This window comes from Candidatus Nitrotoga sp. BS (genome assembly GCF_927797785.1).
Lineage (GTDB): Bacteria > Pseudomonadota > Gammaproteobacteria > Burkholderiales > Gallionellaceae > Nitrotoga.
In genome coordinates this window covers 16,269-42,456 of the sequence record NZ_CAKMLL010000068.1, presented here as the reverse complement: position 1 = coordinate 42,456, position 26,188 = coordinate 16,269, and the positions used below count along the sequence as shown (strand labels likewise).

At 49.7% G+C, this 26,188-nt stretch carries 27 protein-coding genes and 2 pseudogenes; 9 read left to right on the top strand and 20 right to left on the bottom strand.

Features of this window, described 5'->3' with window-relative positions:
• Positions 1–32 precede the first annotated feature (32 nt).
• Positions 33–461 (top strand): F0F1 ATP synthase subunit epsilon, encoded by a 429-nt coding sequence (locus MJ769_RS08405; protein WP_239236234.1) that lies wholly within the window; start codon positions 33–35, stop codon positions 459–461.
• 88 nt (positions 462–549) lie between these two features.
• A complete protein-coding gene (gene glmU / locus MJ769_RS08400) occupies positions 550–1,911 on the top strand; it encodes a bifunctional UDP-N-acetylglucosamine diphosphorylase/glucosamine-1-phosphate N-acetyltransferase GlmU (protein WP_239236225.1) in 1,362 nt (453 codons plus the stop codon).
• Positions 1,912–2,026: 115 nt separating this feature from the next.
• Here the strand turns inward: glmU and MJ769_RS08395 are convergent.
• Positions 2,027–3,196 (bottom strand): annotated as a pseudogene (locus tag MJ769_RS08395) (IS4 family transposase).
• A 247-nt stretch (positions 3,197–3,443) separates the two neighbouring features.
• Here MJ769_RS08395 and pepN point away from each other — a divergent pair.
• Positions 3,444–6,125: an aminopeptidase N gene (gene pepN / locus MJ769_RS08390; RefSeq protein WP_239236223.1), complete on the top strand. Its 2,682-nt coding sequence runs from the start codon at positions 3,444–3,446 to the stop codon at positions 6,123–6,125.
• Positions 6,126–6,212: 87 nt separating this feature from the next.
• Here the strand turns inward: pepN and MJ769_RS08385 are convergent, their stop codons facing one another.
• The 14 genes and pseudogenes from MJ769_RS08385 to MJ769_RS08315 form a co-directional block, all read right to left on the bottom strand.
• The gene (locus MJ769_RS08385) at positions 6,213–6,437 is read right to left on the bottom strand and encodes a hypothetical protein (RefSeq protein WP_239236222.1); all 225 of its coding nucleotides are present in this window, start codon (positions 6,435–6,437) and stop codon (positions 6,213–6,215) included.
• A 254-nt stretch (positions 6,438–6,691) separates the two neighbouring features.
• Positions 6,692–7,198: a peptide-methionine (S)-S-oxide reductase MsrA gene (gene msrA / locus MJ769_RS08380; RefSeq protein WP_239236220.1), complete on the bottom strand. Its 507-nt coding sequence runs from the start codon at positions 7,196–7,198 to the stop codon at positions 6,692–6,694.
• 26 nt (positions 7,199–7,224) lie between these two features.
• Positions 7,225–7,629, bottom strand: coding sequence for a peptide-methionine (R)-S-oxide reductase MsrB (gene msrB, locus MJ769_RS08375; RefSeq protein WP_239236211.1), 405 nt, complete (start codon positions 7,627–7,629; stop codon positions 7,225–7,227).
• Between the two features lie 141 nt (positions 7,630–7,770).
• Complete coding sequence (locus MJ769_RS08370; RefSeq protein WP_239236430.1) at positions 7,771–8,115, bottom strand: hypothetical protein; 345 nt, start codon at positions 8,113–8,115, stop codon at positions 7,771–7,773.
• A gap of 118 nt (positions 8,116–8,233) precedes the next feature.
• A complete protein-coding gene (locus MJ769_RS08365) occupies positions 8,234–8,608 on the bottom strand; it encodes an Hsp20/alpha crystallin family protein (protein WP_239236209.1) in 375 nt (124 codons plus the stop codon).
• Between the two features lie 14 nt (positions 8,609–8,622).
• Positions 8,623–9,042: an Hsp20/alpha crystallin family protein gene (locus tag MJ769_RS08360; RefSeq protein ID WP_239236207.1), complete on the bottom strand. Its 420-nt coding sequence runs from the start codon at positions 9,040–9,042 to the stop codon at positions 8,623–8,625.
• A 216-nt stretch (positions 9,043–9,258) separates the two neighbouring features.
• Positions 9,259–10,296, bottom strand: coding sequence for an IS110 family transposase (locus MJ769_RS08355; protein WP_239236205.1), 1,038 nt, complete (start codon positions 10,294–10,296; stop codon positions 9,259–9,261).
• 128 nt (positions 10,297–10,424) lie between these two features.
• Entirely contained in the window at positions 10,425–10,898 is a 474-nt protein-coding gene (locus MJ769_RS08350) for an REP-associated tyrosine transposase (protein WP_239236203.1), read from the bottom strand.
• Between the two features lie 63 nt (positions 10,899–10,961).
• Positions 10,962–11,363, bottom strand: a complete 402-nt coding sequence (locus MJ769_RS08345; RefSeq protein ID WP_239236201.1) for a hypothetical protein — start codon at positions 11,361–11,363, stop codon at positions 10,962–10,964.
• Positions 11,364–11,505: 142 nt separating this feature from the next.
• A pseudogene (locus MJ769_RS14730) lies at positions 11,506–12,026 on the bottom strand (REP-associated tyrosine transposase).
• Between the two features lie 139 nt (positions 12,027–12,165).
• Positions 12,166–12,837: a toll/interleukin-1 receptor domain-containing protein gene (locus MJ769_RS08330; protein ID WP_239236198.1), complete on the bottom strand. Its 672-nt coding sequence runs from the start codon at positions 12,835–12,837 to the stop codon at positions 12,166–12,168.
• 248 nt (positions 12,838–13,085) lie between these two features.
• Positions 13,086–14,342, bottom strand: coding sequence for an NADH-ubiquinone oxidoreductase-F iron-sulfur binding region domain-containing protein (locus MJ769_RS08325; RefSeq protein WP_239236196.1), 1,257 nt, complete (start codon positions 14,340–14,342; stop codon positions 13,086–13,088).
• Positions 14,339–15,955, bottom strand: a complete 1,617-nt coding sequence (locus tag MJ769_RS08320) for an FAD-dependent oxidoreductase (protein WP_239236194.1) — start codon at positions 15,953–15,955, stop codon at positions 14,339–14,341. The genes MJ769_RS08325 and MJ769_RS08320 overlap by 4 nt, the downstream gene beginning before the upstream one ends.
• Positions 15,956–15,975: 20 nt before the next feature.
• Complete coding sequence (locus MJ769_RS08315) at positions 15,976–16,602, bottom strand: 2Fe-2S iron-sulfur cluster-binding protein (protein ID WP_239236193.1); 627 nt, start codon at positions 16,600–16,602, stop codon at positions 15,976–15,978.
• Between the two features lie 321 nt (positions 16,603–16,923).
• Between MJ769_RS08315 and MJ769_RS08310 the strand changes: the two genes are divergently transcribed.
• From MJ769_RS08310 to MJ769_RS08300, 3 genes are all read left to right on the top strand, one after another.
• Positions 16,924–17,583: a GNAT family N-acetyltransferase gene (locus MJ769_RS08310; RefSeq protein WP_239236191.1), complete on the top strand. Its 660-nt coding sequence runs from the start codon at positions 16,924–16,926 to the stop codon at positions 17,581–17,583.
• The gene (locus tag MJ769_RS08305) at positions 17,580–18,473 is read left to right on the top strand and encodes a carbon-nitrogen hydrolase family protein (RefSeq protein WP_239236189.1); all 894 of its coding nucleotides are present in this window, start codon (positions 17,580–17,582) and stop codon (positions 18,471–18,473) included. The genes MJ769_RS08310 and MJ769_RS08305 overlap by 4 nt, the downstream gene beginning before the upstream one ends.
• 170 nt (positions 18,474–18,643) lie before the next feature.
• Positions 18,644–19,981, top strand: a complete 1,338-nt coding sequence (locus tag MJ769_RS08300; protein WP_239236188.1) for a chloride channel protein — start codon at positions 18,644–18,646, stop codon at positions 19,979–19,981.
• A gap of 91 nt (positions 19,982–20,072) precedes the next feature.
• On the opposite strand, the gene MJ769_RS08295 is transcribed toward MJ769_RS08300, so the two are convergent.
• The 4 genes from MJ769_RS08295 to MJ769_RS08280 all read right to left on the bottom strand — a co-directional run bounded on the left by MJ769_RS08295 (position 20,073) and on the right by MJ769_RS08280 (position 23,091).
• Positions 20,073–20,636 carry a lipid-binding SYLF domain-containing protein gene (locus MJ769_RS08295; protein WP_239236186.1) on the bottom strand — a complete coding sequence of 188 codons (564 nt, stop codon included), beginning with the start codon at positions 20,634–20,636 and terminating at the stop codon, positions 20,073–20,075.
• An 86-nt stretch (positions 20,637–20,722) separates the two neighbouring features.
• On the bottom strand, positions 20,723–21,259 hold the full coding sequence (locus MJ769_RS08290; RefSeq protein ID WP_239236185.1) for an REP-associated tyrosine transposase: 537 nt from the start codon (positions 21,257–21,259) through the stop codon (positions 20,723–20,725).
• A gap of 70 nt (positions 21,260–21,329) precedes the next feature.
• Positions 21,330–21,968: a DUF4145 domain-containing protein gene (locus MJ769_RS08285; RefSeq protein ID WP_239236183.1), complete on the bottom strand. Its 639-nt coding sequence runs from the start codon at positions 21,966–21,968 to the stop codon at positions 21,330–21,332.
• 256 nt (positions 21,969–22,224) lie between these two features.
• Entirely contained in the window at positions 22,225–23,091 is an 867-nt protein-coding gene (locus tag MJ769_RS08280) for a YicC/YloC family endoribonuclease (protein ID WP_239236181.1), read from the bottom strand.
• A gap of 258 nt (positions 23,092–23,349) precedes the next feature.
• Between MJ769_RS08280 and rph the strand changes: the two genes are divergently transcribed.
• Positions 23,350–24,066, top strand: a complete 717-nt coding sequence (gene rph, locus MJ769_RS08275) for a ribonuclease PH (protein ID WP_239236180.1) — start codon at positions 23,350–23,352, stop codon at positions 24,064–24,066.
• A 6-nt stretch (positions 24,067–24,072) separates the two neighbouring features.
• A complete protein-coding gene (rdgB, locus tag MJ769_RS08270) occupies positions 24,073–24,666 on the top strand; it encodes an RdgB/HAM1 family non-canonical purine NTP pyrophosphatase (protein WP_239236178.1) in 594 nt (197 codons plus the stop codon).
• 165 nt (positions 24,667–24,831) lie between these two features.
• On the opposite strand, the gene MJ769_RS08265 is transcribed toward rdgB, so the two are convergent.
• Positions 24,832–24,954 (bottom strand): peptide-methionine (S)-S-oxide reductase, encoded by a 123-nt coding sequence (locus tag MJ769_RS08265; RefSeq protein ID WP_239236177.1) that lies wholly within the window; start codon positions 24,952–24,954, stop codon positions 24,832–24,834.
• Between the two features lie 32 nt (positions 24,955–24,986).
• Between MJ769_RS08265 and hemW the strand changes: the two genes are divergently transcribed.
• On the top strand, positions 24,987–26,180 hold the full coding sequence (gene hemW, locus MJ769_RS08260) for a radical SAM family heme chaperone HemW (RefSeq protein WP_239236176.1): 1,194 nt from the start codon (positions 24,987–24,989) through the stop codon (positions 26,178–26,180).
• Positions 26,181–26,188: the final 8 nt, after the last annotated feature.

Here is a 26,188-nt window from a genome sequence, read left to right as displayed (position 1 = left end):
TTGGGCCACGTGTCGTAGTAATAAGGAAATTTATGGCAATGACTGTTCATGTTGATGTGGTGAGCGCAGAAGAGTCCATTTTCTCTGGCCTTGTAGAAATGGTCGTCGTTCCGGGAGAAATGGGTGAGCTAGGTATTTACCCACGCCATGCACCACTATTAACACGCATTAAACCAGGTTCTGTTCGCCTCAAGCTGCCGGATCAAAGTGAATTTATGCTGATTTATGTTTCTGGCGGGATGCTGGAAGTGCAGTCCAGTGTTGTTACGATTTTAGCTGATACCGCCATTCGTGGCGCAGACTTGGATGAAGCGCGCTCGCTCGAAGCTAAGCGTGTAGCTGAAGAAGCAATGAAGAACCGTGCTTCTGATATTGACTACGCTACGGCGCAAGCCGAGTTATCTGAAGCACTAGCCCAGTTGCAAGCAATTCAGAAAATGCGTAAGCAACAACCACATTAAGCTACTATATTAATGTGATTTTCAATGAAAGCGGCTTAGGCCGCTTTTTTTGTTTATACTTATCAATATATTTTATATTGTATATATCATGACAAAGCTCAATATCGTTATTCTTGCTGCTGGCAGGGGGCAGCGCATGCACTCGAATAAACCAAAGGTGCTGCATACTTTGGCTGGTCGTCCACTGATACAACATGTTCTTGATACCGCTGCCCAATTAACTACTGGTATAACCTGCGTGGTTTATGGCCATGGAGGCGAAGCGGTGCCGCAGGCGATGGCGAAGTATGGTGCTGATTTTGTGTTGCAGGAGCCCCAGCTCGGTACCGGTCATGCGGTACAGCGAGCACTTCCGCATTTAAATGATGACACTTTTACTCTGGTGCTGTATGGCGACGTGCCGCTTATTCAGCGCGACACATTGGAAAAAATGTTGCTAGAGCATCAAGCACTCACTTTGCTCACTATTCACCTTAGTAATCCTGCCGGTTACGGACGTATCGTGCGCGATAGTGCAGGCAACGTAATCTGCATCGTAGAGGAAAAAGATGCCACTGCAGAGCAGCGCGCCATCCGCGAAGTAAATACTGGCATCCTTGCTGTTTCTACCAATCTACTGTGTAACTGGTTGTCGAAATTACGCAATGAAAATGCACAAGGCGAGTACTACTTAACAGACATAGTCGGCATGGCCGTTGCGCAGGGTGTTGCTGTGCATACGGTACAGCCTGCTCATGGATGGGAGGTTGCAGGTGTCAACAGCAAAGCACAATTGGCCGAATTGGAACGTATCTGGCAACACGAACAGGCACACCAGCTATTGATGAATGGTGTTACGTTGGCTGACCCTGCGCGCATCGATGTGCGCGGTAAATTGGTTTGCGGGCGTGATGTTGAAATTGATGTTGGCTGCATCTTCGAAGGCGATGTTTCTCTAGGAGATGGCGTACGCGTAGGTGCTTACTGTATTATAAAAAATACTCGCATTGGCGCTAATACCTACCTCGAACCATATAGCCATATTGATCAAGTGAGTATCGGCGACAGTTGCCGTATCGGCCCTTATGCCCGTCTGCGTCCTGGCAGCAAATTACATAACGAGGTACACGTTGGCAATTTCGTCGAGGTTAAAAATAGTGAAATTGCCGCCAATAGTAAGGCTAACCACTTAAGCTATATTGGAGACAGCAGCGTCGGCAGCCGCGTAAACATAGGCGCAGGCACTATCACCTGCAATTATGATGGCGCAAACAAACATCGCACTATCATCCATGATGATGTTTTCATAGGCTCAAATACACAACTGGTAGCGCCATTAGAAGTCGGGCGTGGTGCTACCATAGGCGCGGGCTCCACCATTACGAGCGATGCACCTGAAGGTGAATTAACCTTGTCACGTGCCAAGCAAGTTACTCTGACGGGCTGGCGGAGACCAAGCAAGAAGGAATAGTTTACCTTAATTTGAGTGTGCTTTATCAAGGAGATGCTCCCTCGTTAATATTCGGGTGCATAAAAAATCAGTCTATCTGGCTCTTGGTTAACTATAAAATAGCACTGCTGTCCGGTTAAAAGTCGAATAAATTAAGGTGATTGCTGATGGTGGCATCATCCGAAACGTAGTCACTGCCCGCAAAGGCCTGCTGCATGGGCATTTTTTCGAACAGTGTGAGCGAAAATATCTGTCGCAAAGTGTAACGTGAAGTCTCCAGATTGAGGCGTTTTTTGACAATGGCAACGAGGAGATAAACCGACACGGCGATCCAGATTTGTGATTTCACTGCATTTTCAGAGTTACCGTAAAATTTCTTGATACGCAAATGCTGCTTTATCCACTTAAAAAACAATTCCACCTGCCAGCGTGCTTTATAAAGAGCGCAGATGGTGGCTACCGACAAAACAAAATTGTTGGTCAGAAATACCAACGTCTTGTTGGTCTCGGGGTCATTGAAACGGATACGGCGCAGATGCTCGGGATAATTTTGCGGCTTAATGATGCCAGTGAGCGCGACGGTTTGGTCACAGATGATCCCCGTGCTGCGATCTACCGTAGCCCAATAGACGCGTCGCATTTGAGTGTTCGACTTGGCGTGCGTGACAAAACAGGCTTGTGCCTGATACATCACGTAAAGCCTTGCGAAATCCAGATAGCCACGATCCATGACGTAGATCGCGCCAACTTCCAATACCAGCACATCCGAGCACATTCACATCGCCCAGCTTACCGTCAGAGATAGGGATGAAGCTGGGGATGTTGCCGCGCAAATCGAACAGTATGTGCATCTTCACTGCCGACTTTGTCGTGCGAAACAGCGCCCAAGGGAAGAGCGACATGCACAGATCAATCGTCGTCGAATCCAGTGCGTAAGTCGTATTCGCAAGCTCAATGCCAAAGCTATCGTCGATTAAAGCTTCCGGGCTTGAACGATCAGGCGCTGAGCGAACTTCTCATGGATGCGCCAGCTCCGCGTCTCGTTGGTATCGGCCAGCGTTGTGCGCTTGACCTCCTGCTCGAATCACATATGGTAAAGCCTGGCAGATTAAGCCGAGAGGCAAACCTTGATGTCACGCAGACTCTCGCGATAAGTCAGTTGGGCGAAGACCATCACGCGGAATTGCTCGGCGCAGGTGAGCGACTTCACGTAACGGTCGCCGCCATGTCGCTCGACAAGGCGTGTGAACGTGCTCCAAGGCAGGAAATCCATCGGTTGGGCAAACAGTGTTTTGCCAGTGTTCATATACGTCTCAGGGTGTGTTACCCCCAGAATTCGTACGGAACACCATTTTGACATTCAAATCGACACCACAACGTTATCCTATGGACGCTCCACCAAGTACGGCTTCCAGCGATTTGACCATTCGTTTAACCGGACAGCAGTGATAACATTCACTAGTTGGGGCTAACATCGGGACAATAGGGGCAGCCCCACCTGCCCCGACCCTGTTAAAATCCGATTCTTCTCATATCCTCCGGACCTGCCGCTCATGACCCAGAACCCGACCCTGAATACACCCGTCACCATCCATCGCAAAGACTACACTGCCCCGGCCTATTGGGTGAATATCGTTGAAATAGGTTTCGATCTCGACCCTGCGGCAACCCGTGTGTCCACGCGCATCACGCTGCAGCGCAATAGCGCATCACCCAACAAGGATGTGGAACTGCTGGGCGACGGCGCCAAGCTGGTGGCTTTGCGCATGAATGGCAAGACGCTCCGCAAAGGAGTTAAGGGTTACTCGATAGCAGACGGCAAGTTGCGCATTGCCAACGCACCGGACGAAATCACGCTGGAGGTCGAGACACTGGTTGAGCCCGAGAAGAATACTTCGATGATGGGTCTGTATGTCTCCAACGGCAATTTCTTTACCCAATGCGAGGCCGAAGGGTTCCGCAAGATCACCTGGTTCCCCGATCGCCCGGATGTGATGGCCAAATACACGGTCATGCTGCGCGGCGACAAGAAGAAGTATCCGGTGCTGCTGTCCAACGGCAATCTGATCGAACAGGGCGATCTGCCCGGGGGTCGCCACTATGCCAAGTGGGAAGATCCGTTCAAGAAGCCGTCCTATCTGTTTGCACTGGTGGCCGGCAAGCTGGTGTGCCAGGAAGAAAAATTCAAGCTCAACAGCGGGCGTCGTGTATTACTGCAAGTGTGGGTGGAGCCGGGCAATCTGGACAAGACCCAGCATGCGATGGATTCACTCAAGCACAGCATCCGCTGGGATCAGCACCGTTTTGGACTGGAGCTGGATCTCGATCGCTTCATGATTGTCGCGGTGAGCGACTTCAACATGGGCGCGATGGAAAACAAGGGCCTGAATATCTTCAACACCAAGTATGTGCTGGCCAATCCCAGCATCGCCACCGATACCGATTACGCCAATATTGAGGCGGTGGTCGGCCATGAATATTTTCATAACTGGACCGGCAACCGCGTGACCTGCCGCGACTGGTTTCAGTTATCGTTAAAGGAAGGCCTCACGGTGTTCCGTGACCAGGAATTCTCAGCCGACATGATCGGTACGGACAGCGGTCGTGCGGTGAGTCGCATCGAAAATGTGCGCATGTTGCGCCAGGTGCAGTTCTCCGAGGACGCAGGGCCGATGGCCCATCCGGTGCGGCCGGACAGTTATGTCGAGATCAACAATTTCTACACCGTCACCATTTATGAAAAAGGCGCGGAGGTGGTGCGTATGTATCAAACCCTGCTGGGACGTGACGGCTTCCGCAAGGGCATGGACTTGTACTTTGAACGGCATGACGGACAGGCGGTTTCCTGCGACGATTTCCGCGCGGCCATGGCCCACAGCAGCGGGCGCGATCTTGCCCAGTTCGAGCGCTGGTATAGCCAGTCCGGCACGCCGCAACTCAAGGTGCAAAGCCGTTACGACGCCGATAAGCAAACCTATGAACTCACGCTCAGCCAAAGCTGCAAACCCGGTGTTGGGCAAAAGAAGCCCCTGCCCTTCCATATCCCGGTTGCGGTGGGCCTGCTCAATGCCCAGGGGCGAGACATGCCATTGCAGCTTGAAGGCGCAGCCGCTGCCACCGCTGCTACCCCTGCCCCCACCACCTGTGTGCTGGAGCTCACCAAGGCAAAACAGACGTTCACCTTCACCAACGTCACCAGCAACCCCACGCCCTCGTTGCTGCGCAACTTCTCGGCACCCGTGGTGATGGAATACAACTACACCGATCAGGCGCTGGCACAGCTGATGGCGCATGACAGCGATGCCTTCAACCGCTGGGAAGCCGGACAGCGGCTGGCCATGCAACGCTTGCTCAATCTGATCAAGCAGGTACAAGAGGGTAAAACGCTGACGCTGGATGAGTTGTTCGTCAACGCCTTGCGCACCACGCTCAACGATCCGTCGCTTGATCCATCTTTCATTGAGGTGGTGTTAGCGTTGCCTTCTGAATTGATGCTGGCCGAACAGTGCGAAATGATCGACCCGCAGGCGATTCACACTGCGCGCCAGTTTATGCGCAAGACGATCTCTGAAAGACTCAAGGCCGACTTCATCGCCGTCTATGCAGCCAACCAGACACCCGGCAAATACAGCCCCGATGCCAGATCGGCCGGTAAACGCGGGCTGAAGAACCTGTGCCTGTCTTATCTGCTTGGCTGGCAAGATGAATCCACGCTGCAACTGGCTTACGCGCAGATCGACGCTGCCGACAATATGACCGACCGCCTGGCGGCGCTAATGGCGCTGGTGAATACCGGTAGCAAGACGGCACAACAGCCATTGAAAAATTTCTATCGGGATTTCAAAAACGAGGCGCTGGTGGTGGACAAATGGTTCAGCCTGCAGGCGGTCGCGGTGCATACCGATGTAAAAGCAGTGCGTAAGCTGATGACACATTCCGCGTTCACGTTGAAAAATCCCAACCGCGCACGCAGTCTGATCTCCAGTTTCTGCAACGGCAATCCGTCACAGTTCCATGCAGCAGATGGCAGCGGCTATGCCTTCTGGACAGAACAGGTGATCGCGCTGAACAACCTCAATCCGCAGGTGGCTGCGCGTTTGGTACGCACGCTGGATCATTGGAAAAAATTCCAGCCTGCGCTGAAACAACAGATGCAGGCCGCGTTGCAGAAAATTGCCGCAACCAAAGGCTTGTCCAAGGATGTGCAAGAGGTGGTGTTCAAGACTTTGGGCTGAGGGAAATAAAGGGGTGAGGCTCGGAATGGCACTATTGACTTGGCCAGTAGGTAGGGTGGGCACGTCTTTGTGCCCACGCGGGCAGCGTCAATCATATCCCAGCACCGCGCGTTCCATCGAATCAGACAAGTCATGCGCATATACCCCATCACGCACATAGCGGTGAAATGTCGAATGAGGCCAATCAACCGCACGATTACCATGCCCGTGTTTAACCGGGTTGAAATGGATGTAATCGACATGGCGGGCAAAATCATTTTCATCACGAATTTGGTGTTCCCATAATCCGCGTGGGCATAAAAACCTGCCCACCCTACCTTACTTACGGAGCGTCGGGCAATGCCTCTGTCGCGTGGCAGATCGAAACGTGAGGTGGCAGATTAAATCAAGGGCGCCTCTAAAAATTCAATTTTCTAGACAAGACAAGGCGCGAGTAAAAAATTTGAGCGAGGCATATAGTTGATATGTAAGCGATAATTTTTTTCGAGTAACGCAGTATTGTGACGAAAATTGGATTTTTAGAGGTGTCCTCAAGTTTGCCACCAATTTACAAGCTCTCCTTTTTCCTAATTCTCGTCAGCGGTTAAGTAGCTATCAAAGTACACAGCATGGCAGGTATAGCCACCTGGGTTATTCACCAAATAGTCTTGATGATAGTCTTCAGCTACCCAGAAACGCCCGCGTGGTTCAAGGGTAGTAACCACCGGATTAGGCCAACGTTTAGATTTATCAACAATGCCAATCATTTCTTTAGCGATCGCTTTTTCTTCATCATTAGCAAAAAAAATAGCTGAGCGATACGAAGAACCGCAGTCGTTACCTTGTTGGTTAATCGTCGTTGGATTGTGAATCTGAAAGAAGAAGTCGAGCAATTTCTTGTAATTTGTTTGAGCTGGATCGTACGTGATCTCGACCGCTTCGGCATGATTGGAATGGTTATGGTAGGTCGGGTTGTCATTCTGGCCGCCAGTATAGCCGGCTTCAGTATCGACAACTCCCGGCTGCTTTCGAATTAGGTCTTCTAACCCCCAAAAACAACCTCCCGCTAGGACTGCTTTCTTATGTGTAGGCATCGTTATTTACCGTTAGTGAGTAACCTCTATGTAGTTTTGTGGTCAAGACAAATACCGTTGATACAGTAGCGATCGTGTCGACCAAAGTCTTGCTCGCCATCTTTTTTGCGGTCTGGTCCGTCTGGAAAAACATGTCCGAGGTGTGCTTTGCAGCCCGCACACTGTACTTCAGTGCGGCGCATACCGTGGCTGTCATCGCTGATAAGCTTGACTGCATCTTTACTTACCGGATCAGTGAATGACGGCCATCCTGTACCTGACTCAAACTTTGTGTCTCCACTAAAAAGTGCTGCATTGCATACTGCACAGCGAAACACACCTTCTTTGTCTGCATGCAATAAGTCACTGGAGCCTGATGGTTCCGTACCTCCTTGTCGAGCAACTCTGTATAGCTCAGGATTGTCTTTCTTTAGCTGTTCGTCTGTTTTCATACTCGTTGCCTTATGCTTATGAAAATTTAAGTATAGCAAAGCTGTCAAGCTCTTGAGACAGAGGCGAAGGGGTCAAAGAAGGCGGCGAATACTTATGGGTGCATTATTCCATTGTTAGCAGAGCGCTCCATCAAACTTCGCTCAAAATGCATGATTACGAGGCCAGCCCTTAAGTTTTTTCGGATACCTATATTTGATCAATTGCTCCCTTGCCAAATCCCTTGTTTTTGTCAGTAGCTGATATGGTTTATGGCGTCGCTTGATTGCCCTTGGCTCGATTCGTCCGGGGCGGTTGCCGACAGACTGCTCGGCCACCAGCGCCAGCCAAGTAGCCAAGTAGGGTGGGCACGATTTTGTGCCCACGCGGGCAGCTGGGTTGAAATGAATGTAATCGACATGACGGGCAAAATCATTTTCATCACGAATTTGGTGTTCCCAGAATCCGCGTGGGCACACCCTCCGGGTGCGAGAACCTCTACGAGGCAAAAACCTGCCCACCCTACATTATTAACAGCCCCCATGTTCTCTTAATTTCTTTCAATTTGCATGATGAACCTCTTATCTATATCCGGCAGTGGAGTAAATCCACCGCCGGGTGATGAGATCAGGTAGCCTGCACTACGATCCGGCGCGGCTGTGCATGCTCGGCTTTCGGAATGCGCAATTCCAGCACGCCATGTCGGAATCCTGCCGATACCTTGTTGCCATCCAGTTCCCGCGACAGGCCGAATACCCGGCGGTAACGCGACAGGTCGACTTCAGCGTGGATCGCCTCCATGTTCGGCGGGGAATTTATTTCCAGCTCGCCTTCCAGAATCAGATTGTCGCCTTCCACATGGATGGACAACTTTTCTTTTGGCACTCCAGGTAGATCGGCATACAGTGTGATGCCGGTCGCATCTTCAACTACGTTCACTGCAGGGCGCATGGCTGCACTCTCTTCACTCGCATTTTCACGCTTGATAACTTTCTCGCTCATGGTGTTCTCCTTTCTCATTGAACCGAAATCCGGCGCGATTGGGCAGCTTCCCTGCGCGCCACGCAGACGTGTAGCACGCCATCGCGATAACTGGCCGTTGTCGAATTCGGCTCGATGTCGTCCGGCAGCGATACGACACGTCGGAAACGCCCGGAGAAATGTTCGCCAATATGTATGGTCGCTCCCTCAGGTGCCACTATGTCTTTGCGCTCGCCACTGATGGTCAGCACGCCATTCTCGACTTGCACATCGAATTCCTCCGGTGTCATGCCGGGCGCAAAGGCATAGACCTCAACCGACTTCGGTGTTGTGCCAACGTTCATGGCCGGATAGCCTGGCGCTGCACCGCGAATGCTGGGGGAGCCGTCAAAATCACGCTGCAACCGCTCCAGTTCCGCGAACAGATCGCGGGGAAAAATACCTCGATAATGCATGATGTCTCCTTTCAACGGGTAAATGCTGGCAGGATTGCCATACCCCTCAATCTGTGGACACGAACATAAAATTTCAAGTGCTGGAAAGTGGAAAATCTGACAATTTATGGATCAGAGATATTCTGGAGAGGTTCATGCATTATCAGGACTATTGCAGATGCCGGCCGTATCGCTTGATGCCACGGCGGAAGAGCCAAGTAGATACCGTCTTTAAAGTCAAGCATTTTTCAGATAATTGTGTTGATATGGCTGTTGAGTTTTGAGTACGCCAAAGCACAAATGTACCAACTTACGCATTGCGGCACCGAGGGAAGACATCTTGGACTTGCCTCGAGCAACTAGGCGTTCATAAACAGCTTTGACGTGTGGGTTGCAGCGTGTCCCCACGACGGCAGCCATATATAACACGGCACGTATTCTGGCGGGACCGGCCTTGGACATACGCGCGCGACCCAGCACCGAACTACCCGACTTTCGTTCCACCGGAACGAGTCCCAGATAAGCCGCCAACTGTTCAGCCGAACCAAAATCATGGTTGTGCATCACAGAGAGTAAATTGCTCCCCACCTGTGGACCAACTGCTGGAATACTCTGGAGCAATGCCCTATCTTTCTGAAGATCCGCATGCTTGTCGATATGTGCGTCAATATCCTTTTGTATCTGATCTAACTGCTTGGCCAGAAATGCAATGCCCTCTTCAAGTGATTTATGAATCAGCGCTGGCGTGTCTGTGGCAACGGCTTTCTCCTGGCGATTACGCTCACGATGTAAATCTTGGACAAGCGCCTCACGGCGTACTAACAACGCTTGCAATACCCGTGCTTCCGGTGTAGGCGGCACCCAAGCTTTGGGTTTGAGTAATGCGCCATAACGAGCCAGCACAACGCTGTCCACGCCATCGGTCTTGGTGCGCACGGCCAGCCCACGGCCAAAATCTTTAACCTGCGCCGGATTGATGATGGAAACCATCACACCAGCATCCGCGAGCGCCATGGCAGCATGTTCGTGATAGATGCCGGTGGCTTCCATGACGATATGCAAAGCTTCCGGGGATACGTTTTGTTTGGCAACCCAAGCCAGCAAATCAATGATGCCTGACTGGGTGTTTTTCACTACTTTAGTCTTGCGCTTGCTACTGGCCTCATCCAGCAACAGGCAACAATCTAATTTGGCTTTTGCCACATCCATACCGAGATAGAACATGATGACCTCCTGTTTCAATGTTAGCCAACTTCGCCCACTTGCCTTGTGCATGCAGGGTTCACCCCTTGGATACCGTTCAGTGTCTATGCTGGCGAAAGGTGAAGCAGAGGGCTTGATCTACATGACAAGGTCGAGCCTTAAGGGTGGGCTCAAGCTTCCTCTGCTTCGTGTAATGGTAGCTAACCACCACGGGAAGAAAGATACAAGGGTGGGCACGTCTTTGTGTCCACGCGGGCAGCTGGGTTGAAATGTATGTAATCGACATGGCGGGCAAAATCATTTTCATCACGAATTTGGTGTTCCCAGAATCGCCGTTGCCAGATAGTCGATTCGCGATGTTTGAGTTTTGATGTAGTCACCCAGTCGGCACGACGATAATCTGCTCTGCAGGTCAAAGAAACCGCGCGCTTGATCATCATCCAACGGGTGGAAAAATCGGCATCACCGTCAGGTAATGTCCTCACGCAATGTAAATGATCAGGCAACAATACCCATGCATTAATGACGAAAGGACGCGCCACACGCACCGTTTCGATTGAGGTGCGCAATGCGTTACGAATCACTTCGTCACATAGAATCGACTGGCGCCGATAAGCGACCACCGTAAAGAAATAGCTTGAGCCTGCAGCCATTGCGCGGCGATAACGTGACATAGTGTCTACTCCAAAATGACGAATCCGCGTGGGCACAAAAACGTGCCCACCCTACATGGCTGTTTATTTTGCGAGCCACTTTAAGACCGGCTCTGCCGTCAGCACAGACAGAGCGATACAGGCCGAGCTGAGCCAGAAGAAACTATGCTCAAACATTGCCCAGACTCTACCCGGCATAAGGCGAAGTCCGTATGGCCCTTGCTTGCAAAGCCAAAGTTCGTCATACGTTTTGCATTCAGTGCTGGAGCTTGCGATGACCGCCCCGCAGACCCCAGCTAGAAACATAAAGATTACTGCAGCGAGCAGCAATTTCGGGCTGCCAACATATGGCGCTAGATTCCGGGTTTTGTTCTCCTCGGCAAGATAACCGACGGCGGCAGTCAGCGCTCCTGCTACAGACAGGTAAATACCAATGTGCCACTTCGTGTAGTCGTACAGTCGTTCGAGCCGCTTGTCGTCATTCATAATCTCGCTCTCAAAGTTGAAAAAGGCTAGTTTATAAGGTTACAGTTAAAGCAGTTATTTTGAAGCGCAATAAAACTGAGGGACGGCAAACTTCTGAGCAGTCAAGTAGGGTGGGCACGTCTTTGTGCCCACGCGGTCTGAGTCAATCAGACCCTAACACCCCATTTCTCATCGAATCAGAACAGTCATGCGCATATACCCCATCATGCACATAGCGGTGAAATGTCGAATGAGGCCAATCAATCGCACGTTGTACATGCCCGTGTTTAACCGGGTTGAAATGAATGTAATCGACATGACGGGCAAAATCATTTTCATCACGAATTTGGTGTTCCCAGAATCTCCGTTGCCAGATAGTCGATTCGCGATGTTTGAGTTTTGATGCAGTCACCCAGTCGGCACGACGATGCTCTTCTCTGCAGGCCAAAGAAACCGCTCGCTTGATCATCATCCAACGAGTGGAAAATCGGCATCACCGTCAGGTAATGTCCACACGCAATGTAAATGGTCAGGCAACAATACCCATGCATCGATGACGAAAGGACGCGCCACGCTCACCGTTTCGATTGAGGCACGTAGTGCGTTACGAATCGCTTCATCACATAAAATTGACTGCCGCCGGTAAGCGACCACCGTAAAGAAATAGCTTGAGCCTGCAGCCATTACGCGGCGATAACGTGTCATTGCTGTTTACTCCAAAATGACGAATCCGCGTGGGCACAAAAACGTGCCCACCCTACATGGCTCTACCCGTGCGTTCCAACCTAACCTTATTCGTTAGGCTCGATATTTGTTAATACTTTCAAATCAGTTCGCCAATCAGCGCCTTAACATGATTAGATACTTTGCCACTATTCTTGAGTTCGAATGGATCAAATGTCGCATAATCTTCTTTTATTAAATGACCACCGTGCTTAAGCATTTCTTGAAAGTCATCATTACCAAGTACGACATACGGTTCGAAACCTATTGACTGAAGAAGCCTCCAAATATCGCCAACATTCTCAGGCTCTGAATCGTTCAAAGCCTCAGAGATTCTGAATCTAGATATACTGTGAATCATGCCAACTAGATTAACAACGCCATTAAAAAACTTGGCTCTAAGATCAATATACATCTTATCTTCAAGGAAGTCGGGTATAACCGCTTCACCAATTATGAGTGGGAGCATTACTGTGCGTTGTTCTTTTTGCTCTCTGGACAAGGCCTTTTTATATTCTGTTTTTGTCCATACAGTTTTGTTGTAGTTTTCAGTAATCAATATTGCTATATATCGAGATTCATTCATGGCCTTAGAGATTTCATCTGTAAGGCTTTGTCCTACCTCAAGTTCCCAATCGTCTAACCATACATCTATAGAACAAAAATTGAGTACTTTAGCCAAATGAAGTGCCGCCTTTTTATCTTTAGAAGAATGACTGATAAAAATATCAGGCTTTGCGGTTCTTTTCGCTCCACGCTCAATCATCATCATTGTTCAATATCTCCTTTTATGTTTCTTGTGTTGAAAATTCAGTCACGTAGGGTGGGCACGTCTTTGTGCCCACGCGGTCTGCGTCAATCATATCCAAGCACCGCATTTCCCATCGAATCAGACCAGTCATGCGCATATATCCCATCACGCACAAAGCAATGAAATGTCGATTAAGACAATCAAACGTACGTTAAACATATCAGCGTTTCCCCAATTTGACGAGAGTGGATCTGTGCGTTATTTAACATCTAATTTAAGTCATCACTTAATGCTTCTTTGTACTCATCCAGAAAATGATAAAGCGAGCTATCTACAACTTTTACAGCACCATCTAACAAATGACAGCGCCCGCCTCCCGGTAAAATATTGCATAAATCAACTAGGCTATCCAGATCGGCTTTTGAGCCTTTTCCCGTATCTATCTCACCTAACAATTGAGACATATAGTACGTACCCGTTTTACAAGCGGGACATTGGCCACATGATTCTGCCGCAAAAAAATCAACATACTGCGCCACGCGTTTAACAATACCTGTACCACGTGATACCACAATCATTGCACCTGTACCCAGAGCTGAACGTCTTTCTGAAACAGATTTAAAATCCAAATTAACATCCAGATCTTTTTCAGTCAGAATGGTATTCGAGGGGCCGCCGGTAAATACTGCTTTCAGCTGCTTGCCTACCAACATACCCTGCCCATATTTAAATATAAGCTCCGTTAAAGGTGTGCCCATTGGTAATTCATAAACACCGGGTGAAAGCACATCACCACTCAAGCTATATATTTTCGTGCCATTCGCTTCGCCTATACCTAAATCTCGATACCATTGCACACCTTTACGCAAAATATGCGGGACGTTACATAAGGTTTCTATATTATTAATCAGGGTAGGGCAGCCATTAACACCTGAAGTAGTAGGACGCGGTTCTTTACCTCTTGGAAAAGGGAATTTGCCTTCGACTGATTCAATGGCGGCTGTTTCTTCTCCGGCAATATAGTGTCCGCTGCTGGCGACTATTGTGTATTTTAGATTTAAGCCCTGCTGTAAAGCATTATTGTGAATTTCAGAAGCTAGCCATTTTGCCAGGGCACTTTGCATAACTTCATGGCAGGTTTTGAGGTTAGGATTAATATAAAAAACAACATTATTTATACCGCAGGCTAACGCTGCAATTGTTGCGCCTTCAATCACCTGGAATGGCGTTTCTTCCAATAACACTCTATCTTTAAATGTACCTGGCTCATCTTCATTGCCATTACAAATTAAATATTTTTCCGTATTTGTCTGATCAGCAATGGCTTGCCATTTTATATGTGTCGGAAAGCCGCTTCCGCCAAGCCCGAGCAAACCTGCATCTTTAATATTAGAAATAATATCGGCAGGATGCTCCATGGCATTTTTTAAACCTTGCCCACCCCAGCCATTTTTCCAGAGTGAGTAGTCTGCACCCACTCTGTTATTTTTGTGCAACAGAACCTGATTAAGCACATTTTCCATCATTTACTCTTTTTATTCTTATGTAGCCCGGAATAGTCTGAATCTGTTTCAAACTTTGCATAAGCCGGAAATAAAATAGGACCTTTTGAGTCCATTGGCATATCGGCAAGCATCAACTCTCTGCGTAATCGACTTAAATGTTCAATAGAGATTTTTCTAAAGGGCTTTCTTGGAGAGTATTTTGCTGCATGAATGCCTGCTCTGCGACCGAAGCTTATAATTTCCAGTAGCGAATTACCCATTAAGCGGTTGCGTCCATGAATGCCGCCACTCACTTCACCGACACAATACAATCCTGGAATATTTGTTTGCCCATGCTTGTCAATGATAACGCCACCATTCTGATAATGAAGTGTTGGATAAATAAGCAAGGGTTGTGTACGCGGGTCTATACCGGACTTCTTGCCTATTTTAATTAATTTAGGAAATCGAGCGTTAAAAATACCCGGATTATTAAGCTCTAAACCAGGGGTATCAATCCAGATGCCTTTTATACCATTCCCTGCATCTACGCCCCGACCTTCTACACATTCACGCATGATTGCCGCAGCAACTTTATCTCTCGGTAGTAACTCATCAACAAAGCGTTCTCCCCGAGCATTTAATAAGTATGCACCGGCAGACCTCACCCCTTCGGTAATTAACGTGCCGGATAAATGCTGCGGATACGCCAGGCCAGATGGATGATACTGAAATGAATCAAGATCCCGCAGCTTCGCACCTAGCCTGTATGCTAACACCAGCCCATCACCCGTTGCGCCGAAGTGGTTTGAGGTAGGAAAACCATTCAAATGCAAACGACCTATGCCACCCGTGGCAATGATCACAGACTTGGCTTTTACCAGCTTATAACGATTGTCCTCTAAAGAGGACAGCACAGCGCCTGTACAATGGCCATCCTCATCGGACAACAACTCTACTGTAGGCACATAATCCAGCACCTCAATTTCTGTGCTGCGCACCGCCTCCTTTAGCACCCGCATCATTTCAAGGCCGGTGTAATCTTTGAAATAGACCACCCGGGGAGCCGTGGTTCCACCCGCCTTTCTGGTAAGCAAATCACCATATTCATCCAGATCAAACTGCATGCCTTGCTGGATAAGCCAACGAATAACATCAGGCGCACTCATGACCATTTCAGCGACGAGTTCTTTATCTACCGGCCTGTCTGCACTGCGCAAAGTGTCATCATAATGCTGCTGTGGCGTATCATCTTTCTCAATGGAAACTTGCACACCGCCCTCAGCCATCACGGTATTACTGTCGCCTAAACGTAATTTGGTTGCGATAAGTACACGGGCGCCGGACTCTGCAGCGGTTAGCGCGGCAGCACAGCCGGCACCGCCACCGCCAATGATCAATATGTCTGTTTCAATGACTTGCGCACCTGCAAGGTCGGCCTCATCAATACGTGCATCAGCCTGTAACATCTCGGCTAATTGAATATGGCAAATGTCGCCCTTGTTCGGGCCAATCTTAAGTTGAACGCACGCGTCTTTGAAATAATCCGGGTGATATTTTTCAAGCAACCCCTCATAGTTCACTTCAGGCAAAGGCCTTTCTGAGACGGCCTCATAGCTAGCAAATGCTTCCTGGTAAGAAATATTATTAGTCATATAAATTTTTTATCTCAGCATCAGATGACGACTTTAAGCTCACCCTTGCGTAATAGCTCAAGTCTATTTATTAAATTGGATGGACGTGTATGCAGGTGAGCAGTAACTCGACGAGAAAAAATGCCAACATGATTCGGGGCGATATTTTCAGGGCATGCACTTTGGCAAAGGTCACACAGCACACATTCTGTAAAAAGATCACCGGCTTCTCTGAAACGTCCCTTGGCGGCAAGAATCACGCCTCTTTCGACATTTATCCCTTTGGGGCAGGTTGTATTGCAGCCACCACAATGCCGACAATTTTCCGCTTCCGGGAAAATTGTATGGAAATTGTCCTGTACTTCCCATGAATTACGGATATCTTCTAGTTTGTAATGCTGTTGTGCAGGCGTTGGGAAAGCCAGGAAATTAACCTGCATGCCTTCTTCAATCAGCACCTGACAACCTAATTCAGTGCTAATGGTTTGAGAATTTTGCCTGCGCACCAATACCCTGCAGGTGCCGCAAACACCCTCAAGGCAACCCACGCTTTTTATCCTTGGATAGCCCGCATGCCATAACGCCTGAATGACTGATAAATACTCCGGAGCGCTTATAGCTTTACCATTAATGGTCGCATTTATTAAAGTTTCTGTAGTTTGGTTCATAATTTTGACTGGCTTATAGGCGAGAGTGTGTTCGTTTTGTTGGCGCTGGCTTCGGATTGACCAGTTGTGCCGGGTTAAAACTGACCAGATAGAAATTGTTGCATAGCGTACTACGCAGATGTAGATAAGTCGACAAAGACTGTAATTGGTTTTGATCTCCTGTTCGATTTTATATGGTTGCGATTTGATGGGCCGGTAACAGTGTTGTGCAACTCTAAAAGCCAATCTTCGGCACACGCAAAGTGATGCGAATCCGGGGGCAATCGGATTTAAAAAAGCGTAAACTGGCCATTGGTAAATCACAAGAATCATAATTCATGTATGAGCAGGAAAGTCGTTATTCGCAATACCACCCATGCAGATGTCATTCCGTTGATCGAGTTGCAAAAGCACGTCTATCCGACTATCCCGCCCTGGCGTGAGGATCTGCTGCTGAATCAGCTGGAAGTGTTTCCTCAGGGACAGTTCGTCGCCGAGATCAATGGTGAGTTGGTGGGCGCGTCGAGTTCGTTCGTGGTGCTGTGGGATGAATGGCAGGTGGAACATACCTGGAAAGAGATCACCGCCCGTGGCAGCTTCAACACCCACAATCCCGAAGGTCGCACGCTGTATGCCGCCGAAGTATTCGTACATCCGCATAAGCGCGGTGCGGGGATAGGGCATGCACTGTATCACGAGCGCCGGCGTCTGTGCCGTCGGCTCAACCTGAAACGCATCATGGCCTGCGGCCGCCTGCCGGGCTACCACCGTTATGCAGACCAGATGCCCGCCGAACTCTATGCGCAGAAGGTCGTGTGGGGCGATCTTCAGGATCCGGTGCTCAGCTTCCAGTTGCGCGAGGAATTCCAGTACTGCGGCATCGTTGTTGGCTACATACCGGAAGATCAGGAGAGCCACGGTTATGCCGCACTGATCGTGTGGCTCAACCCGCGTTACAATGCAAAGAAGCCCAGTCTCATCATGCAAGGAGAAGCGCCGTGAAAGTCCGTATCGCCGCTGTACAATATCTGCTCCGCTCAATCAAAGACTGGGACGGTTTTGAAAACCAGGTTCGCTTCATGCTCAAGGCAGCTGCAGAATACAAACCGAACTTTGTGATGCTGCCGGAGATTTTTACCAGCCAGTTGCTGTCATTCTTGGATACGGATAACGATATCAAGGCCGCTGTGCGGCGCATGCACGACTTCACCCCGCGCTATCAGGAACTGATGATCGAGATGGCCAAGAAATACGGGTTTTACCTGATCGCCGGCAGCCACCCCAACCTGCGCGCCGGCCTGCTCTACAACACCTCGTTCATGTTCTCGCCGCAGGGCGAGATGTTCATGCAGGACAAGATCCACCGCACCCGCTGGGAGCGCGAAAAGTGGGATACTTCGGCGGGAAGCAAGCTGCACCTTTTTCAGACTGAATATGGCGCGGTCAGTATCCTGATCTGCTATGACATTGAGTTTCCAGAATTGTCCAGGATGGTGTGCGAGGCGGGCGCGGATATCCTGTTTGTGCCGTCTTCCACAGACGACCGCCAGGGTTACTTGCGGGTGCGCTACTGCGCCCATGCGCGCGCCATCGAGAATCAGGTCTACGTCGCGATGACCAGCACCGTGGGTAACCTTGCGGTGGAAGGGCTGGGTATGCATTACGGCCAAGCTTGTATCATGACGCCGTCTGATTTTCCGTTTTCGCGCGATGGCATCGCCGCAGAAGGCGTTGCCAACATGGAGCAGGTGGTGGTTGCAGATGTCGATCTCGATGCGCTGATGCAAAACCGTATCAACGGCACGACCATCCCGCTCTACGACAAGATGCGCGAGGTGTATCAGGATCCTGTCAATATCGTTAAGACGCAGAGCAGCACAACGAAATCCTGATAGGCTGCTAGACCATTTAAATGGCGGTATTCCCGTCACGAGAGTTCCGTAGGCTCTGGAAAGGTTGCATTATGATCATCCAGTGCTGCAAATTTTGGGGTGACCTCAGGCTCTATGTATAATGGCGGCCTGAAAAGTATTTATTATCAAGCTGGAACCTCGATTAACTGATGAAATTCCCGTTTCTGGAAGAAAAGCAGATTCTTGAATGGAAGCGCCGGCTTGTATTCTGGAGCGGCGCAGTCAGCGTCGGCGTGGTTGCAATTTTTTTTGCTGTTGCCTGTGAGCAGGCAAATGCCCTGTTTCATAAATTGCTTGCGTACTCCCCCTATCTTCCGCTGATACTCACTCCACTGGGTCTCATGATGATCGTCTTTGTGACCCGAAAATTCTTCCCGGGATCCCAAGGTAGCGGTATTCCCCAGACCATTGCCTCTCTTGAAAAAAATGAAAGCTCCGAAATCCGTGATCGTATGCTTTCATTGCGCGTGGCTTTCGGGAAAATCATGCTCTGTATCGCTGGACTTTTTTTTGGCGCTTCCGTGGGACGCGAAGGTCCGACGGTACAAATCGGCGCAGCCATCATGCACAGTCTGGGCAACCTTGCACGCTTCCCCAGGCACGATCTTGAAAAGGGTTTGATACTTGCCGGCGGCGCAGCAGGTGTCGCAGCTGCTTTCAACACACCGCTGGCCGGCATCGTGTTTGCCATCGAAGAGATGAGCCGATCCTTTGAAGAGCACAACAGTTCAACGATCCTCATGACAGTAATCATTGCCGGTATCACTTCACTGGCGTTGCTGGGTAATTATTCCTACTTCGGCCACACCTCTGAAACACTGGTGCTCGGCAGGGAATGGAGTGTGGTCATATTCTGCGGCATCAGCGGCGGATTGCTGGGCGGAGGGTTCAGCCGCATCCTGATCGAAGTCAACAAGGGTTTGAAAGGCCGTATGGGCAAGTTGATGCGGGAAAAACCGGTCGCTTTTGCCGGTTGTTGTGGTGTTGCACTGGCACTGATAGGTCTGGCATCCGGTAATAGCACTTACGGAAGCGGATACATCGAAGCCAAATCACTTCTTGACGCCAACGCAGAATTACCGGAAAGCTACGGCTTGTTGAAAATGGTTGCCACCATCGTTTCCTACGTCAGCGGAATTCCGGGGGGGATCATGGCGCCAACGCTTTCTGCAGGGGCGGGATTCGGCGCCAACATTGCGCACTTCTTCACCTCGGTACCTACAGGTGCTGCCATCATCCTTGGAATGGTTGCTTACTTCGCCGGCGTAACCCAGGCACCCATTACCGCTTTCGTTATCGTCATCGAGATGACAGACAACCACGAGATGATCTTGCCGATGATGGCAGCTGCTTTCATAGCAAAAGTCTGCTCGAAATTGATCTGTCCCACACCGCTGTTCCATACGCTTGCCAAAAACTTTTTGCCCAAGACAGAGAGGAGGCTTATATCCTCCCCCTATCATGAATCTCGCAGGGCAACGGATTAAGCCAAGTAGAGATGGGCAAGTCTGCTTTAACCATTCATAGCCATTTTTTCTGAGGAATAAATTGTTTTTTCTCAGGATCTGGCAATGCAATTCAACGCTTGATTTGGGAAATTTTTGTACCTTCAATGCTTATGCTCGCCATGAGTCCCTGCATGTCAAATATGAAAGCGTAGGCGTCATCTTTTAATGTTGTTGTGGAGACATTCTTAGCGACTCCTTCATTCATCACAACTACAGACGGTCCTACACCCACTTCCCAGCCCTTCGATTTTTCTAGATAATTTATGGCCTTGTCGTTCATGAGAAACAAAACGTAACCATACGATTGTGCACCTGCCTGCAAACCCCACGATATTCCTACCGAATTATAATAACCTGCAACAGAGCCATTTTTCATTAAGACCCCTTCACCATAGCTCCCTCCAAATACAAGTCCGGCTTTGACAATGTTGGGGAACACTATTACGGCCTTAGCAATCTTTGAAAATTCTGCTGCAATAGAATTGGATTTGAGCAAACTTTGAAGTGCTTGAGTAGCCTCTCTGTTCAAGTCTTCCGCAGATTCAGCGGCATGGCTACTAACTGTAGTTAATGAGAACATTACGACAGTCATGAGAAAAAACCTGTGAAAAATTAGTTGGGCATTCATCATCATTAATTATCTCCTTAAAATTAATTTTATAAATATTAAATAGATACAGGCACGTAGGGCGGGTTGGCGTAGCGTAACCCGACATTCCCTCATTCATGCCCAATATCCTCAAAATCCATCTGCCCCTGCCCCCAGCCCGCCTCATAAACCCCAGATTCGACATATCGCGGGAAGCTGGAATGCGGCCACGCCAACGGCGATGCCACATACCCGTGTTTCACCGGATTGTAATGGATGTATTCCACATGGCGCTCGAAATCGGCTTCGTCTCGCAGCATATGTTCCCAATAACGATGCTGCCATAACGCCTGCTCTTGCCTTCTCGTCTGTACAGCGCTTGGTGCGGGACGTAGCGCCGGATCGCAATGCTTGGTGAACCATGTTTTAACCAGTCGCCAGCGAGTGGCAAAATCCGCGTCGCCGGGTGGCAATGTCCAAATGCAATGCAAGTGATCGGGCAAAACCACTATCGCATCAAGCACAAAAGGGCGAGTGGAGCGCACCGAGCGAAATGCACGTCGCAAGACATCCACAGCCTCCGCTGATGCAAACAACGGTCGCCGCTTCTCCGTCACCAATGTGAAGAAGAATGAACCACCAGAAACGAAAGCGCGCCGGTATCTCATTGCATGGTTTATCCTCGAATAACGTCAATTCGTACAAGTTAATCGTCGGGTTACGCTGCGCTAACCCGACTTAAGGGGCTTTTCCATCACGCACCGCAATTGCATTACGTGCGGCCTCAGGTAGATTTGAGTAGAGTGCCTCAATTTGCTTGGGGCGGCTGATTCGGTCCTCAACGATGAAATTGATCATCGCGAAAATTTGGTGGGCAATTTCAGGTGTGTCGTTCAGATCAATCTCACCTGGGTGCACAGCATTGTTGCCAACAATACGGCAGAAGTCTAATGCCTGTTGGACTTGTACAGGGAGACCCTTCTTCACGAGGCTAGCGATATCATCATTAATATTCTTACCAGATTCTCCAAGTATTGGCATTAGCTGCTGAACTGCTAGCCGCAGCAGCGCAGATGCTGCACGAGGAGAAGCAGAGACGATCGAACGCGCCTCTTGATATTCTGGAAGGCACTTCTGCGGCATATCGAGGTGTGGGGGCTGTACTGGTGCGTCTGAGGGCACGATCATCCGTTCGTCAAACCAGTACGACCATTTAGAGCAGTGACTGCATGCGCAAAATTTGAGGTGTTGCTCAGTATAGATACTCCTATGCTCCGTTTTGTAATATAAGTTGTGCCAATACTGTGCTGCATATACCCCGCAATGAATACAATGAAATTGAGCTTCTTGGAATTCAGGCGGATAGTATTTTTGCATGTTAAGTACCGCTCCTATGTGTTGTGACCTAACGTAAATTAGGTACCCCAAAAAATGCCACTAAAAATACCTATAGATGCATAAAGTGGTGCTTATGTCTGTTAATCAACTGCTTTAATTGAATGTAAAGCCTACACCACATCCGAATTTAGTTAGCAAATTCATCGTTTTATTCTTGTTGTACATCATCTTCGTCTTCCCAGTTCAAGTAACGAGGGCTATAAATACATCACATGACTTGCAACAAAATGAAACATTACTCTAAGTTCTGAATCTGCTCTCGCATCTGTTCTATCAAAAGCTTCATTTCCATCGATGCACGGGATACTTCTGCGTCGACGGACTTTGAGCCTAGCGTGTTTGCTTCGCGGTGAAGCTCCTGCATCAGAAAATCCAGCCGCTTGCCTACTGCCCCGCCTTTGACCAGTACTCGCTTCATTTCTACCAGATGCGTTTGCAGGCGTGACAATTCTTCATCCACGTCAATTTTGCTGGCAAACAGTGTAATTTCCTGCCGCACGCGTTCATCGTCTCCTGTTTGCAGCGCTATACGCAAACGCGCGACCAGTTTTTCTTCATACGCCGCAATTGCCGTTGGGATGCGCGGTGAGACCAGGGCGCATAAGGTTTCGATTTGCTCTATGCGCTGCAACAGAAACTCTTGTAATTTGTCACCTTCGCGTCCACGTGCTGCGGTGAATTCTTGCAGCACTTGTTGCAGTAGTTCAGGCACCAGGGTTTGCAGCGTGTCGGTAGGGAGAGCGGCGCTTAGTAGCGCGCCATTCCAACGCAATACATCGGCTACGCTCAAGCCCTTTGCTTCGGACAGGATGGATTGCACTTCGTCGTTCCATTTCGCCAGTTGTTGTACCAGGGGTTGATTGAGCTGCGCCGGATTCTGTTCGGATATCCGTGCGGAGAAGCCGATACGGCATTCCACCTTGCCGCGCGTCAGCTGCGCAGCAAGGATCTCACGCAATAGGGGTTCCAGCATGCGCAGTTCGTCTGGCATGCGTATCTGGAGGTCGAGGTAACGGTGGTTGACTGCACGCAGTTCTACTGCAAGCGATCCGCTGTCGAGTTCTGTTGCGGCAGTGGCAAAACCGGTCATGCTAAAAATCATTGGGACTCCAGATAATGTAGTGTGAGTGATTGCCCAATCCAGTTCCAACGTTAATCAAGGCCATGATTTATTTATGTCTGGCTACGTTTTTTTGGAAATATAGATTGAGCTGAAGTGTGTGCATTATATGATGATTGCATAGTGTAATTTTTGTTATATACCGTTTAAAACGCGTCTGTAGCAGTCGCGCGGGACTAATCCTGAAGACTGCGGTGGCGCAAGTTATAATGCGTGCCATTCTATTTTCAGGATTATTTTATGCGTCCCAGCCAGCGGCAATCTGATCAGCTTCGTTCCATTCTCATCACGCGTCATTACACCAAGCATGCCGAAGGTTCGGTGCTGATCGAATGCGGCGACACAAAAGTGATTTGCACCGCAAGCGTGGAGGAGCGTGTGCCGCCGCATAAAAAGGGCTCTGGTGAGGGATGGGTTACGGCGGAATATGGCATGTTGCCACGCTCAACCGGCAGCCGCATGGCGCGTGAAGCGGCCAAAGGCAAACAGTCTGGACGGACGCAGGAAATCCAGCGTTTGATAGGACGCAGTTTGCGTTCTGTAGTGGATTTGAAACTATTGGGCGAGCGCACCATCCAAGTGGACTGCGACGTGATTCAGGCCGATGGCGGCACGCGTACCGCCAGTATTACCGGTGCTTTTGTCGCCTTGCACGATGCCGTTAGTGGATTGGTCAAACAAGAGTTGATCAAAGAAAGCGCATTACGCGATTTCGTCGCTGCGATTTCGGTGGGCATGTATCAAGGTGTACCAGTGCTTGATCTTGATTACGCCGAAGATGCTGCATGTGATACCGATATGAATGTGGTGATGACCAGTGCGGGCCATTTTATAGAGGTGCAGGGTACGGCAGAAGGTCACGCTTTCAGCCGTGTTGAAATGGATGCCATGCTCGATTTAGCGCAGTCTGGCATCGCCAAATTAATTGAGATACAGCGCGCGGCGCTGGGGAAGTAGCTCACCATGCATAAGCTAGTTATCGCCTCCAACAATCCGGGCAAATTGCGCGAGTTGCAGTTAACGCTTGCGTCACTCCCCATAGAGATACTGACGCAGGCGCAACTGGGCATTGAAGAGGCTGAAGAACCTCACTGTACTTTCATTGAGAATGCGCTGGCCAAGGCGCGTCAGGTCAGCCGTATCAGTGGCCTGCCCGCACTGGCGGACGATTCTGGAATTTGCGTCGCGGCTTTGAGCGGCGCACCGGGAGTACAGTCTGCGCGTTATGCGGGCGATCCGAAATCGGATTCGCGCAACAATGAGAAATTGTTGCAAGCAATGAAAGACGTGGTTGACCGGCGTGCACATTATTATTGTGTGCTAGTGTTGGTGCGCCATGCTGACGATCCGCAGCCGCTGATTGCAGAAGGTGAATGGCATGGCGAAATTGCGCAACAAATGCTCGGCGAAGGAGGATTTGGTTACGACCCGCTGTTCTGGTTGCCGCAACTCAACAAAATGAGTGCGGAATTGAACCGCGACGAGAAAGCGGAGATTAGCCACCGTGCACAGGCACTGCATATTCTGCTACAAAAGCTGCAAATTGCGGAGCCTTGAGAGTGCTGGCGTTGCAAACCACTCTCAGGTATACCAACCGCGCGCAGTAGCAGGCGAAGTCGTTCGCGCTGACATTTCTAATGACAGTGACCTTGTCCGTGTTTTTCCAGATACTGCTGGTGGTCATCCTAGGCGTGGCCAGTGGTGCCAGTGCACACTTCCATATTAAGTTGGATTGACCGTATTGCCGCCAATATTTCCAACGCTCGTTCCAAGTACGCCTGGCGTCTGCCGAAATGCAGCTTCTCCATCCCGGAAACACCCTGCTGAAAAAGTTGCCTGTTCCATATTTTATGCTCTCAGTTGGTACAATCGCATCCATGAACATTCACCTTTCACACCCACTCAACTCCACGACGCAAGCGATCAGTTTTAAAGCTTTACCGCCGTTGTCTTTGTACATCCATATTCCGTGGTGTGTGCGCAAATGCCCTTATTGTGACTTTAATTCGCATGAGGTGCGCGAGTCTCTGCCGGAGCAGGAATATGTGACTGCGTTAGTGCGCGATCTGGAGCTGGCTCTGCCGCAAATTTGGGGACGCAAGGTTTACACCGTGTTCATCGGTGGCGGTACGCCCAGTCTGCTTTCTGCTCAGGCGATGGAGAAAATTCTCGCTACAGTACGCATGTTATTGCCACTGGATCTTGGCGCGGAAATTACGCTGGAAGCCAATCCGGGCACAGTGGAGGCAAACAAGTTTGCGGGTTTCCGTGATGCCGGAGTCAATCGGCTGTCGCTTGGTATACAGAGTTTCAACGATACTCACCTCAAGGCGCTGGGACGAATTCATGATGCATCTGAGGCGCGGCGGGCAGTAGAAATCGCACAGCAGCATTTTGACAACATTAATCTGGATTTAATGTACGGCTTGCCGCAGCAAACGCAGGCGGAAGCGGTGCAGGATGTGCATGCCGCGCTGGAGTTTTCACCGCAACATTTGTCCTGCTACAACCTCACTCTGGAACCCAATACACTTTTTCACCGTTATCCGCCACCTTTGCCAGACGATGATCTGTGTAGCGCCATGCAGCAGAATATTGAACAAATACTCAGTAAGCACGGTTATCAACATTACGAAACTTCGGCCTTTGCACAACCGAAAAAACAATCACGCCATAATCTGAATTACTGGCAGTTTGGTGATTATCTGGGCATAGGCGCGGGCGCGCACAGCAAGTTGAGTTTTCCGGATAAGGTGCTGCGACAGGTCCGTTATAAACAGCCGCAGGCGTATCTGAAACAGGTCGCGCAGGATTTGCCGGTGCAGTCCGAAGAGTCCGTGAAGCGCGAGGATTTGCCGTTTGAATTCATGATGAATGCGTTGCGCTTGAATCAAGGTTTTGCTGACACACTATTTGCCGAGCGTACCAGCTTGTCTTTGCTATTGATTCGTCGTGAACTGGAGCAGGCTGTGCAACGTGGCCTGCTGGAGCGTGATCTGCAACGTATCGCACCGACCGAGTTGGGGCGGCGATTTTTGAATGACTTGCTGCAGGTTTTTTTGCGTAAGTAAGGTTTTGT